The 11,750-nt window shown below is 50.5% G+C and carries 14 protein-coding genes; all 14 read left to right on the top strand.

What is annotated here, in order from left to right:
• Positions 1-74: 74 nt before the first annotated feature.
• The 14 genes from ACN0YN_RS06665 to ACN0YN_RS06600 all read left to right on the top strand — a co-directional run bounded on the left by ACN0YN_RS06665 (position 75) and on the right by ACN0YN_RS06600 (position 11,652).
• Positions 75-917, top strand: a complete 843-nt coding sequence (locus tag ACN0YN_RS06665) for an MlaE family ABC transporter permease (RefSeq protein ID WP_417384222.1) — start codon at positions 75-77, stop codon at positions 915-917.
• 36 nt (positions 918-953) lie between these two features.
• Positions 954-1,769, top strand: a complete 816-nt coding sequence (locus ACN0YN_RS06660) for an ABC transporter ATP-binding protein (protein WP_417384221.1) — start codon at positions 954-956, stop codon at positions 1,767-1,769.
• 86 nt (positions 1,770-1,855) lie between these two features.
• Positions 1,856-3,016 carry an MlaD family protein gene (locus ACN0YN_RS06655; protein WP_417384220.1) on the top strand — a complete coding sequence of 387 codons (1,161 nt, stop codon included), beginning with the start codon at positions 1,856-1,858 and terminating at the stop codon, positions 3,014-3,016.
• A 759-nt stretch (positions 3,017-3,775) separates the two neighbouring features.
• Positions 3,776-5,146: an alkaline phosphatase PhoX gene (locus ACN0YN_RS06650; protein ID WP_417384219.1), complete on the top strand. Its 1,371-nt coding sequence runs from the start codon at positions 3,776-3,778 to the stop codon at positions 5,144-5,146.
• Positions 5,147-5,336: 190 nt separating this feature from the next.
• Positions 5,337-6,197 carry an FCD domain-containing protein gene (locus ACN0YN_RS06645; RefSeq protein WP_417384218.1) on the top strand — a complete coding sequence of 287 codons (861 nt, stop codon included), beginning with the start codon at positions 5,337-5,339 and terminating at the stop codon, positions 6,195-6,197.
• 84 nt (positions 6,198-6,281) lie between these two features.
• Complete coding sequence (locus ACN0YN_RS06640; protein ID WP_417384217.1) at positions 6,282-7,553, top strand: RNA polymerase sigma factor; 1,272 nt, start codon at positions 6,282-6,284, stop codon at positions 7,551-7,553.
• Positions 7,554-7,761: 208 nt separating this feature from the next.
• Positions 7,762-8,247: a VOC family protein gene (locus tag ACN0YN_RS06635; protein WP_417384216.1), complete on the top strand. Its 486-nt coding sequence runs from the start codon at positions 7,762-7,764 to the stop codon at positions 8,245-8,247.
• Positions 8,248-8,305: 58 nt separating this feature from the next.
• Complete coding sequence (locus ACN0YN_RS06630) at positions 8,306-8,788, top strand: VOC family protein (RefSeq protein ID WP_417384215.1); 483 nt, start codon at positions 8,306-8,308, stop codon at positions 8,786-8,788.
• Between the two features lie 47 nt (positions 8,789-8,835).
• Positions 8,836-9,228: a YciI family protein gene (locus ACN0YN_RS06625; RefSeq protein WP_417384214.1), complete on the top strand. Its 393-nt coding sequence runs from the start codon at positions 8,836-8,838 to the stop codon at positions 9,226-9,228.
• 142 nt (positions 9,229-9,370) lie between these two features.
• Positions 9,371-9,850: a DUF1579 domain-containing protein gene (locus ACN0YN_RS06620; RefSeq protein ID WP_417384213.1), complete on the top strand. Its 480-nt coding sequence runs from the start codon at positions 9,371-9,373 to the stop codon at positions 9,848-9,850.
• A 16-nt stretch (positions 9,851-9,866) separates the two neighbouring features.
• Positions 9,867-10,229 carry a YciI family protein gene (locus tag ACN0YN_RS06615; RefSeq protein WP_417384212.1) on the top strand — a complete coding sequence of 121 codons (363 nt, stop codon included), beginning with the start codon at positions 9,867-9,869 and terminating at the stop codon, positions 10,227-10,229.
• 60 nt (positions 10,230-10,289) lie between these two features.
• The gene (locus ACN0YN_RS06610) at positions 10,290-10,649 is read left to right on the top strand and encodes a YciI family protein (RefSeq protein ID WP_417384211.1); all 360 of its coding nucleotides are present in this window, start codon (positions 10,290-10,292) and stop codon (positions 10,647-10,649) included.
• Positions 10,650-10,741: 92 nt separating this feature from the next.
• Complete coding sequence (locus ACN0YN_RS06605) at positions 10,742-11,176, top strand: YciI family protein (protein WP_417384210.1); 435 nt, start codon at positions 10,742-10,744, stop codon at positions 11,174-11,176.
• 74 nt (positions 11,177-11,250) lie between these two features.
• Positions 11,251-11,652 (top strand): VOC family protein, encoded by a 402-nt coding sequence (locus ACN0YN_RS06600; protein WP_417384209.1) that lies wholly within the window; start codon positions 11,251-11,253, stop codon positions 11,650-11,652.
• Positions 11,653-11,750: the final 98 nt, after the last annotated feature.

Raw genomic sequence — 11,750 nt, 5'->3', positions numbered from 1 at the left:
TACTCGGTCCAAATGGACCTGGAGACGCTACAGGAAAACTGGACACAGTCTAAAGTCTGAACTGGAAAGAATTAATGTCTTCGGCTTCTCCTTCAGTCCCTCGAGACACCCTGATCCATGGTCTGGGACGTGGAGTGATTAATACGGTCTGTCTGCTGGGTGATCTGTTTCTGTTTGGCTGGGAGATGCTGGGCTGGATCATTACCCGTCTGCCTCCCCGAAGCAATCTCTGGTCGTGCATGTACCATATCGGGATCCAGAGCATTCCCGTGATTCTGATCACCGGGGGATTCATCGGCATGGTGCTGGCAGTCCAGTCGTATGATCAGTTTAAATTAATGCATCTGGAAAATCAGATTGGTGCCGTAATCGCCATTTCGCTCGTAGAAGAACTGGGGCCGGTGCTTGCGGCGATCATGCTGGCGGGGCGCGTGGGGACTTCGATGTCAGCGGAACTGGGAACAATGCGGGTTACCGAGCAGATCGACGCGTTGCGCGCACTGGGGGCTGACCCGATTCATTATCTCGTGGTGCCTCGCTTTCTGTCCTGCTGTCTGCTGATTCCGCTCTTAACGATTGTGGCCGACGCGGTCGGAATTTTGGGGGGCTGGTTTTTCAGTACTCAGATCCTGGGCGTGGATTCGTTTTATTACTGGCATTATTCCGAGCAGTTTGTTTTTGCCTACGATGTCCTGGGGGGCATTTTCAAAAGTTTCTTTTTTGGAGCAGCGATTTCGCTGATTTCCTGTCATCGAGGCTTCCACTGTGGTGCCGGTGCAGAGGGAGTAGGTAAGGCAGCGACGGAAGCTTTTGTGTACTCCTTCATTGTGATCATGATTCTGGACTTCCTGCTGGGGGTGACGATCGTGAATTTCTATCACTTCATGCAGACCGTTTATCCGGGTGTGATCCGCTAACGTAACAATTCGACTACGAACAGAGAAAAGTTGATTATGAGTGAACGAGTCGCCAGCGATGGTTATGTGATTGAACTGCGGAATGTTTCCCGCCAGTTCGGGACACATCAGGTGTTGCGCGATGTTTCATTCGGCGTGCGTCGGGGCGAAACGCTGGTCGTGATCGGCGAGAGTGGATGTGGCAAGAGCGTGACCATGAAAATGATCATGAACCTGCTGCAGCCTACCGAAGGCGATGTTCTGTGGAATGGACGCTCGATCGCGGATCGCAGTCCTCGTGAACTGCATCGTGACCGTTTGCGTATCGGCTATCTGTTTCAGGGGGCTGCATTATTTGACAGTCTTTCCGTTTACGAAAATGTGGCCTTCGGATTGAAGCAGAATACCCGCCTGAAAAAAGAAGAGATTGATCAGATCGTCGTCGAACGGTTAAGAGAAGTCGGCTTGTCAGAAAATATCAGCCAGAAAAAACCGGCTCAACTGTCCGGCGGTATGAAGAAACGGGTTGGACTGGCACGGGCACTGGCAATGACACCGGAAGTCATGCTGTATGATGAACCCACGACGGGGCTCGACCCGGTGATGACAGATGTGATTAACGAACTGATACTGCAGACGCGTGCCAGTCGCCCGGTGACGAGTATCGTGGTGACACACGATATGAGCACCGTTAAAAAAGTTGCGGATCGGATTATCATGCTGTATCCACTGGCACGCTTGAACGCGACCGAAGAACAGATTGTCTTTGAAGGGACGGCAGAGGAAGCATTTCAGTCTGAGTCGCCACGGGTGCACCAGTTTGTGTATGGTGAAGCGGGTGATCGGATTCGGGAAATGGCTGAGGCCGGTTGATCGGTCCCCTTTCGAGCTGGAAAAGTAGTTTTAAATTCAGACTAGAGACATTGATCTCAAGGACGAGATCGAAATAGAGGTTAATAATGACGGACCGCCAGATTCAATTTCGCGTAGGCCTGTTTGTGATTTCTGCAATGATCACCGGAGCCGGGATGATTTTTCAGTTCGGACAGCTGGAAACTCTGTGGAAGAAAAAATACACGATTGCCATGCGGTTCGAATCCATCTCCGGCGTGCATCGGGGGACCCCGGTTGTACGGCATGGAATCCGGATTGGTGAAGTCGATAAGATAATCACCAGCGACAGTAAGCCGGGAGTCATGCTGCTGGTAACGATTAATGAATCACAGCACTTGCGCAAAGATGCCAGACCGCAGATCGTCAGTTCCATCATGGGGGACTCGAAAATCGTGGTTGAACCTGGTGTCAGTCCTGATTTCCTGAACCCCGGGGATCGGCTGGTCGGGCGGGAGTCCAGTGATCCGATGGAGATGGTGTATCGGATGGAACAGCAGGTGACCAAAACTCTCGATGCCTTTTCTGCGACCAGCCAGGAATGGGAAAAGGTAGCGAATAATATGAATCGCCTGATGGAGACCAAAGAGGGCAATCTGGATGTCGTCATCGAACGGGCTGCGACTTCCCTGGAAGAATTTTCGCTGGCGATGCGTAAGATGAACCAGATGATGACCAGTGTGAATCAGCTGGTGGCTGACCCCGTGCAGCAGGAGAACCTGAAACGTTCCATGGCAGCCATGCCGGCAATGATTGAAAGTACGCAACGCACGATTGCTTCTGTCGAAATTGCAGTGCAGAAGGCCGGGCAGAATCTGGATAATCTTTCCCAGGTAACCGACCCGCTGGCCAAACACAGTCAGTCGATGGTGGTGAAAATGGATCGCAGTCTGACCCGACTGGACGCGATTCTGGCTGAACTGAATTCCTTCTCACGTGCGTTAAACGAGGGAGATGGGTCGCTGAAAAAATTCATCTCAGATCCGGAGCTCTATCGGAATATGAACCGTTCTGCCAGTTCTCTGACCGTGTTACTGAATAATCTGGAGCCAATCGCCCGGGATATTCGCATTTTCAGCGACAAGATTGCCCGCCATCCCGAAGTACTGGGTGTGAGTGGTGCCATGAAAGGAAGTTCGGGGCTGAAGGACGCCGGGGATCAACCTCAGCAGCAACCTTCACGAGTCCGCCAGTCCGGGTTCTCGTTTCCTTCATCGAAAGGCCCCTAGACAGGCCCGCATTTCAGTTAGCTACTCCCTGATAGAGTTGGCTTGATGCTCTGATAGTACTTCCGGTTTTTCATCTCCGTCAGCTGCTGCGCAACTGGTAAAATGACGTGAATTTCCCCAGGCTGAAAATACGTGGGGAGCGGATGTGCTGCTCAACAGACAGCTGAGCCTCTCCCTGCAGAAAAAAGACTGGAATTTCATTGCTGAGTTTCAGGCCGGTTGTATCAGGCAGGTGCGAAATTGTCCTCAGGTTGGCGTAACCTGGCGCGTATCTGGCGTAAAAGTGGTCCAGAAAGGGTGCAAAATGGTACGAATTCGACAGAAATTGAGTGAATGGATGCTGACTGAGGTGAGCCGCTTTTTCGAAAAGGCCTTATTTTCAGGGACCTGATTGGTGAAGAAACAGCAGACATGAATACATTCTCCCTTTGTGAAAAAACGGCCAACGCGCGCGACGCATTAAACAGGGGAAGTATGCTGGAAGCCAGAAGCGGGTCAAGTTGAATGTTTTCAGCAGAAATTACGCCTTACTGGGCATTTGAGTTACTGAAAAGGGGACCCCCAAAGAAGCTCTGCATCTGTTCAAGAAGTTCTGGTTATGTGAATAAGAAGAACGGATTCAGAGATCTTCATTGTTTGTTCATTAAAACTTAACAATTGCTTGTATTATTTTGCAAAAGTGCCAGTTCATCCCCGGGTTCTCTGGTTGGAACCACAATCTGACACAATGTCCTGCTTTTCAGTTTCACAGAGGGACTCGTGCGCACATCCTCATCGCGGCGTCTATTTCTTAAATCAGCGATTGCTGCTCCGGCAGCAGGTACTGTCTTTTCCCGTTTCCTGTCTGCCGTCGAAGCCAAGGGGATCGAGAAAAGTGATTCCGGTCTCAGCCCGGTTCGAGATGAAACCACCGGATTGCCTTTATTAAAACTGCCCGAAGGGTTTCGGTACCAGTCTTACGGTTGGGTGGGGGACGTGATGTCTGATGGTGTGATTACGCCAGAAGGCCATGACGGGATGGGTGTGATTTCCCAGACCGGCGATGTGGTGACGATTTGCCGTAATCACGAGATTAAAGGTTCGAAAAGTTTTGGACCCGCTGAATTAACCTTCGATCCCAAAGCAGGCGGTGGTTGTGCCAATCTGCAGTTCAATGTCAAATCCGGCAAGTGGTTGAGGAGCTGGACGAGTCTGGCGGGAACCGTGCAGAACTGTGCCGGCGGACCGACTCCCTGGGGAACCTGGCTCTCTTGTGAGGAAACGGTGATTGGCCCGAAAGAGAGTTTCCGGGATGTCCAGTACGAGCATGAAAAGCATCATGGCTGGGTCTTTGAAGTTCCCGCAGAAGGGAAGGCCTCTGTGGAACCATTGATGGCTTTGGGGCGTTTCGTTCACGAAGCGCTGGCCATTGATCCCGCTGACGGAACAATCTACGAAACTGAAGACCGAGATACTGCCGGCTTTTATCGTTTCCTGCCGAACGAACCGGAAGTTCTGTCCAAAGGGGGCCGACTGCAGATGATTAAGATCAAAGGCAAAGACGATCTGCGGACCGGTGCCCGACGCGGCATTCGTTATGAAGCAGAGTGGGTTAATATTGTAGATCCACTGCGTCGGAATACCCCGGGAAAAGAAGACGGGCTCGGCGTTTATTCACAAGGAAAAGAAAAAGGGGCAACCACGTTCGGTCGCCTGGAAGGCTGCTGGTTTGGCGATGGAGTTGTGTACTTTAACTGCACCAACGGTGGTGATGCGGGGCTGGGACAGGTCTGGTCCTACTCACCCAAAGATCACACATTGGAACTCGTGTTTCAATCGCCGAGTCATGAGATCCTCGACAGTCCCGACAATTTAACAGTCAGTCCCCGAGGCGGACTGATCCTGTGTGAAGATGCTGACCTGAAACCTCTGCGTCTGCATGCCCTGTCGCGTAAAGGGGAATTGAAGACGGTCGCCGTCAATAACATACAGTTGAAGCCAGGTCAGCACGGCTCACTGGCGGGAGATTTCAGTGATGGTGAATGGGCGGGGGCCTGCTTCAGCCCGGATGGGGAATGGCTGTTTGTCAATATTCAGCATCCAGGCGTGACCTTTGCGATAACCGGTCCCTGGGAAGAGCTGGGCGTATAAACAAGAGAACCTGAGATCAGTATTCTGAGACTGGCATTTATGCTTTTATGAAGATGTAGACTTTCATACCGAATGCATGATTTGTAAACTGGATCGGAAGGAGAGCCCGTATTCTTTCGTTCCAGTATTACAGGTTCCGCCTTGTCTTAAACACTTCACAGCTAAAGACGGTTGGTCTCAGAATCGCGTCATGTCTCTTAAGAATTACATCAAGAATGACCTGGAAATTCGCTTGCGGAGCGGTCAGGAACTGCCGGCCCAGTTGACCCTCGAATCACTGGCGGAACATTACCAGGTCAGTTTCTCACCGGTGCGAATCGCATTGGCAGAGCTGGTCGAGGAAGGTCTGTTACAGAAAGGGGCGAACCGCAGACTGGTTCGCAATGAGGAGCAGATCAAGCCTCTCAAGCAGGGGCAGACTTCCGAGTTGCCTGAGCCGCCGGCAGACATGTTTGAAGTGATCACAAACGATTTTGTGAAGCTCAGTCTGAAGGGAGAGCCGATCGATATCCGTGAAGAAGTGACGGCGCGGCGATACAAGATCAGTCGTTCTTCGCTACGGATTATCTTAAATCGCCTGGCAGGGACCGGCATTCTGGATCATATTCCACGGCGTGGCTGGCGACTCCGGCCGTTCCGCCAGGAAGACATGCAGGCCTTTCTCGAAGTCCGGGAACTGCTGGAGCTGAAAGCGCTGGAGCTGGCGAAACCTCATCTCAAAGAAGCAGATCTGCAGAAGATTCTGGACGGCAATATTATTCCAAAGTCTGAGAAAGAAGCCGTCCAGATCGATAATTCTTTACATGAATATCTGATCGAAAAAGCGGGCAATTATTACATCAAGGACTTTTTTCAGCGACAGGGCAGGTACTATGATATCCTGTTTGACTGGGAAGATCAGGATCGGGAAACCGCTATCGAAACGGTCAGGCAGCATCGCGACATTCTGACCGCTTTGATCATGAAAGACTGGCGGTCGGCTCGCAAGGCATTATCCTATCATATTCGGGATAATCATCCGATCTTGAGTAAGATCATCAAGGAAAAATAGTTCCGGTCCGTCTTTACTGACTCGCCGTTTCTATTAAATTTTCAAGGACGCTGTTGCTGTCTGAGATAACAAAGAAGAAGTCAGATGAGTGAGATTTCCTCTGCAGAAATTCGAGAGAAAGTAGACGAAGTTTACCGAACCGAATCGCGTCGTGTTTTCGCGACGTTAATCCGATTGATTGGTGATTTCGATCTGGCTGAGGAGGCGATGCATGAAGCCTTTGCTGCAGCAGTAGAACAGTGGCACCGTGATGGAATCCCCGCGAATCCCCGGTCGTGGCTGGTTTCAACGGGGCGTTTCAAAGCCATTGATCATATTCGTCGGCGTGTTCGCTTTGATGAGGCACAACTTGAAGTGTCACAGAGACTGGAAGGCATCGCCGGACTGAATGCCGACAGGTCGGACAGCGAGGTCGAGGATGACCGCCTGAGGTTGATTTTTACCTGCTGTCACCCGGCGATTGCACCCCAGGTACAGATTCCACTGACTTTACGCGAAGTGTGTGGCTTGTCTACGGAAGAAATCGCAAGCGCGTTTCTGACTTCGCCTTCCACCATGGCACAGCGAATTGTGCGGGGAAAGTCAAAGATTCGTGATGCAGGCATTCCCTATGTCGTTCCCGATCGGGCAGATCTGCCTGAGCGGCTGGATGCGGTATTGACGGTCGTGTACCTGGTGTTCAATGAAGGGTATTCCGCTTCATCAGGCGATTCATTGACGCGGAAAGATTTATCGGAAGAAGCAATACGTCTGGGACGCCTGTTGCTGGATCTGCTGGATGATCCGGAAGTGAAAGGCCTGCTGGCCTTGATGCTGATTCACGAATCGCGTCGTGAAGCCCGTTCGACCGCAGACGGTGACCTGATTCTACTGGAGGATCAGGATCGTGCGTTATGGGATCAGGAGAAGATCAGAGAGGGCACAGAACTGGTGGAGCAGGCGATTGCATCTGGGGAAGTGGGCAGTTTTACGATTCAGGCGGCGATCGCTGCGGTCCATGCGGGAGCCCAACGCGGTGCAGACACGGACTGGTCCCGAATCATATCCTGGTACAATCTGCTGCTGCAGGCCAACCCGACGCCGATCATTGAATTGAATCGTGCTGTGGCGATTGCCATGCGTGACGGAGCAGAAGCCGGGTTGCAGCTCATTGATGCGATTCTGACTCGCGGGGACCTCAAGGAGTACCATCTGATCTATGCAGCACGAGCCGATCTCTGCAGACGACTGGGGCAGATTGAGGATGCACGATCTGCCTATGAGAAAGCGCTCTCCCTGACGAATCAGACCGCAGAATCTCGATTTCTGGAAAAACGTCTGCAGGAACTGGCACAGATTCAGGCTCAATCTCGCTAAGAATGTTCTTGCGTAAGTATCTTCTGTTACAAGGCTTATGTGGGGGCTCTTTTCAGCGGGCAAGTTTGTGTTCCGCAAAATGAAAAATATTTCTGACTTGGTGTCGATTCTGCCGGGTCAGGTTCGACTACAGAGTAAATAAGGTATCTGGTTGTCAGCAGAAGCAGATACCGTTTCTTACTCTTCAATTTCTCAGTGGAGCGAACTCATGAATTCAGCAAAGCAGAACACAGATATCAAACCCGTTCCCGAAGGCATGCACACGGTCACACCGCATCTGGTCTGTGACGGAGCGGCTGATGCGATCGCCTTTTATGAAAAGGCTTTTGGTGCCGTCGAACAGATGAGACTGCCCGGTCCCAATGGAAGACTGATGCATGGCTGTATTAAAATTGGTGACTCACAAGTGATGCTGGTGGATGCAAACAGTGATTGTGGCATTCAAGGGCCCAAAGAATTGAGCGGTTCCCCCGTGACACTGCATCTGCAGGTGGAAGACGTAGACGCGTTGGTTGAGCAAGCGGTTGCTGCGGGAGCCACATTGAAAATGCCGGTGACCGATATGTTCTGGGGTGATCGTTACGGGCAAGTGGTAGATCCATTCGGACATTGCTGGGCCATTGCGACACATGTGCGTGATCTGAGTATGGAAGAAATTCAGGAAGGCATGCAGGCGATGTTTGGCCAGTGCTGATTCACTTTTCTGTCTGCTTCTTGCTGTTCCAATACTCAAGTCTAAAGAGATCAAGAACATGTCGAAGAGAAATAAAATTACTCCGTTTCTCTGGTTTGATGATAATGCCGAGCAGGCGATGGATTTTTATCTGTCGGTATTTCAAAACTCGAAGAAACTGAAAGTGAACCGGTATGGTGCAGGAGCCCCCGCTCCAGAGGGATCGGTGATGATCGCCGCTTTTGAACTGGAAGGCCAGGAATTTCTGGCGTTGAATGGCGGCCCCATGTTTCAATTTAATGAAGCGATCTCATTTGCAGTGAACTGTGAAACCCAGGACGAAATTGATGAGCTCTGGGAAAAATTATCTGCAGATGGAGAGCCGGGACAGTGTGGCTGGTTGAAAGATCAATTCGGACTTTCCTGGCAGATTGTGCCGAGTATACTGCCTGTGTTGATGTCAGATCCCGATCCGGCAGTCCCCGGACGCGTGATGCAGGAATTGATGCAGATGACCAAACTGGATATCGCACGCCTGCAGCGGGCAGCAGCTGGTGAGTAATTCAACTTATATCAAAACCAGATCATATACATTTTGAGGAGCGAAAGATGAAATTTGTCTGTCTAGGCTACTACGATGATGCAACAATGGAAGGAAAAACCGAAGCGGAAATGGCAGGCTTCATGGAAGAATGTTTCGTCTACGATGATGAATTGCGACGTGGCGGACATTTTGTGGGAGGCGAAGCATTACAGCGTGCGGAAGCTGCGGTAACTCTGCGGATGAAGGGGGGGCAGGTTGATGTGACCGATGGACCCTTTGCGGAAACGAAAGAACAGATTGGTGGCTTACTGTTCCTGGAAGCCCGGGATTTGAATCATGCGATCGCGCTGATGTCGAAGCATCCAGGAGTTCGTTTCGGTCCATTTGAAATTCGACCGGTAAACGACGAAATCAACGCTCTGATCAAAGCTCGTGATGCCGCCGTCAAGAATTCATGAGTCACTGAAACAGTGTTCTTGAGCGCAACACATTTTACCATAGCATCGCTCAATCTAATATGCTCGGCCCCAATGGCCCTGGAGACGCTACAGTAAAACTGGATACAGTAGAATTCTCTTTCTGATAAAAAAGGAAAAGTCAATGTTTGAGAAACCCCAAGCGGAACACAGCTGGCTGGAACCATTGCTGGGAGACTGGATAATGGATGCGGAATGTCAGATGGGACCTGACGAGCCAATTCATAAATCAACGGGCGAAACTACATGTCGCTCGATGGAAGGAATGTGGTATCTGCTGGAAGGGAGTGGAGAGGAACCCGAGGGGGGACACTGGTCGACGTTGATGACTTTAGGCTACGATTCGAAAAAGAGTTGTTACACGGGAACGTTCGTCGGGTCCATGATGACGCATCTCTGGTACTACAGGAAGGGCGTGGTTTCGGAAGGTAAGAAGCTGATCCTGGAGACTGAGGGGCCGAATTTTCACGGAGAAGGCATGACGTTTTATAAGGACATCATTCAACTGGTCGATGATTCACATTGGATCCTCAATAGTGAAATCCTGACCGATGAGGGGAACTGGCAGCAGATTGTGACTTCCCACTACCGTCGGAAAACTTAACGGGAGCAGTCTGGTTATGAAATTTATGTTACTGGTTTATGCAGAAGCGGATGCCTGGGAAGCAGAGGCACGCAAGCAGGCGATGAAAGAGTCTATTGCATTGTGTTACGAACTGGACGCAGAAGGCGAGTATTGTTCCGCTGCCCCTCTTCAGCCGGTGACGACTTCTGTCAGTGTGCGCGTTCGCGAAGGCGAAGCATTCATTACCGATGGTCCCTTTGCAGAAACGACGGAACATCTGGGAGGCTATTTTTTAGTGGATGTGGATAATATTGAGGCTGCAATTGCGGTCGCACGTCGCATTCCCGGAGCGAGAGTCGGTACGGTTGAGGTGCGTCCGATAGTCGAACTCGATAATCTCCCTGAATCAAAATCATAATACACGATTCAATTTGACTTGGTTTACTGATTTTTAAATAAAGCATTAAAGGTGAAACCGATGAAATATATGCTGCTTATTTATAGTGAGGAAGGAAACTGGACAGAAGAGGAGCGGTCAACCTGCATGGAAAAATCAACGCAGATTTGCCATGAGCTGAATGAGAAGGGACAGTTTCTTGCCGCTTCCCCTTTGCATCCTGTTTCGACGGCCACCAGTGTGCGGGTTCGGGAGGATCGCCGGATCGTCACCGATGGTCCCTTTGCAGAGACCACCGAACAACTGGGGGGATACTATATTATCGACGTTGATCATCTGGACGAAGCGATTGCGATTGCCAGTCGAATTCCACCGGCAAAAAAAGGGACTGTGGAAATTCGCCCCGTTTTTGAGTTACCGGAAATTCCCGTCAAAAAATAAGCCGCATTGTCGAGTCCAGCAATGCCTGTTCGACAATTGGCAGCAGGCGGGATTTTACAGCAGTACAGAAGTCATTAGATAAGGATAAGCAAATGAAAGTCATGGTAATCGTCAAAGCGACTCCCAGTTCAGAAGCCGGGGAAATGCCGAGCGAACAGTTACTGACAGACATGGGAAACTTCAATGAGGAACTGGTGAAAGCCGGGATCATGCTGGCCGGAGATGGCCTGCACCCCAGTTCGCGCGGTGCCCGCGTTCGATTTTCCGGTACCAGCCGTACTGTGATCGATGGCCCGTTTGCAGAGACCAAAGAGTTGATCGCCGGGTTCTGGATCTGGCAGGTGGAATCCATGGAAGAAGCGATCGAGTGGGTGAAGCGTTGCCCCAATCCGATGTCTGAGGAGTCAGATATAGAAATTCGTCCCATCTTTGGGCCAGAAGATTTTGGCGAAGAATTTACTCCGGAATTGCAGGCACAGGAAGATCGTATCCGGGAAGCCGCAGAACGATTAAACTCGACTGGATAATTTTGAGGTTCCCGAGATTTGTATTTCAGCGAACGAGAAAATAATTAGTACTCACATTGGATTCTGGAGTTGAGATGTCGAAAAAAGTATTCATAAACCTGCCGGTCAAAGACCTCGAAAAGTCGATGACATTCTATAAGGCGCTCGGGTATTCGATTAACGAAAAATGGACAGACGAGACGGCAGCGAGTGTGGTGATCAGCGAGGAAATTTATGCCATGCTGCTGACTTATCCCAAGTTTCAGATGTTTACTCCCAAGGAGATCTGTGATGCTACAAAAAGTACAGAAGTCCTGGTGGCGCTATCCTGTGAGAATCGAGAGCAGGTTGACGAAATGGTAAAGAAAGCTGTCGCTGCGGGGGGAAGTACTTATAATGAGCCTCAGGACCATGGCTTTATGTATGGACATGGCTTCCAGGATCCGGATGGTCATATCTGGGAAGTATTCTATATGGATCCTGCAGCAGCAGAGTGAGGATTCATCTCGATCTTAAACTGATTTGATGCTGTTAGAAATAATGAAAAAATACTGATGCTGTAACGGTTCTCTTTCGGAATCAAAACAAGGAACTG

The sequence above is a fragment of the Gimesia sp. genome (assembly GCF_048260065.1).
Lineage (GTDB): Bacteria > Planctomycetota > Planctomycetia > Planctomycetales > Planctomycetaceae > Gimesia.
Note: the sequence above shows the minus strand (reverse complement) of the source record. Positions and strands in the feature narration are given on the sequence as shown.

What these genes read in the sequence shown, in the direction of transcription:
- ACN0YN_RS06665 (WP_417384222.1), top strand. Translation starts at nt 75, where the DNA reads ATGTCTTCGGCTTCTCCTTCAGTCCCTCGAGACACCCTGATCCATGGT.
- ACN0YN_RS06660 (WP_417384221.1), top strand. Translation starts at nt 954, where the DNA reads ATGAGTGAACGAGTCGCCAGCGATGGTTATGTGATTGAACTGCGGAAT.
- ACN0YN_RS06655 (WP_417384220.1), top strand. Translation starts at nt 1,856, where the DNA reads ATGACGGACCGCCAGATTCAATTTCGCGTAGGCCTGTTTGTGATTTCT.
- ACN0YN_RS06645 (WP_417384218.1), top strand. Translation starts at nt 5,337, where the DNA reads ATGTCTCTTAAGAATTACATCAAGAATGACCTGGAAATTCGCTTGCGG.
- ACN0YN_RS06640 (WP_417384217.1), top strand. Translation starts at nt 6,282, where the DNA reads ATGAGTGAGATTTCCTCTGCAGAAATTCGAGAGAAAGTAGACGAAGTT.
- ACN0YN_RS06635 (WP_417384216.1), top strand. Translation starts at nt 7,762, where the DNA reads ATGAATTCAGCAAAGCAGAACACAGATATCAAACCCGTTCCCGAAGGC.
- ACN0YN_RS06630 (WP_417384215.1), top strand. Translation starts at nt 8,306, where the DNA reads ATGTCGAAGAGAAATAAAATTACTCCGTTTCTCTGGTTTGATGATAAT.
- ACN0YN_RS06625 (WP_417384214.1), top strand. Translation starts at nt 8,836, where the DNA reads ATGAAATTTGTCTGTCTAGGCTACTACGATGATGCAACAATGGAAGGA.
- ACN0YN_RS06620 (WP_417384213.1), top strand. Translation starts at nt 9,371, where the DNA reads ATGTTTGAGAAACCCCAAGCGGAACACAGCTGGCTGGAACCATTGCTG.
- ACN0YN_RS06615 (WP_417384212.1), top strand. Translation starts at nt 9,867, where the DNA reads ATGAAATTTATGTTACTGGTTTATGCAGAAGCGGATGCCTGGGAAGCA.
- ACN0YN_RS06610 (WP_417384211.1), top strand. Translation starts at nt 10,290, where the DNA reads ATGAAATATATGCTGCTTATTTATAGTGAGGAAGGAAACTGGACAGAA.
- ACN0YN_RS06605 (WP_417384210.1), top strand. Translation starts at nt 10,742, where the DNA reads ATGAAAGTCATGGTAATCGTCAAAGCGACTCCCAGTTCAGAAGCCGGG.
- ACN0YN_RS06600 (WP_417384209.1), top strand. Translation starts at nt 11,251, where the DNA reads ATGTCGAAAAAAGTATTCATAAACCTGCCGGTCAAAGACCTCGAAAAG.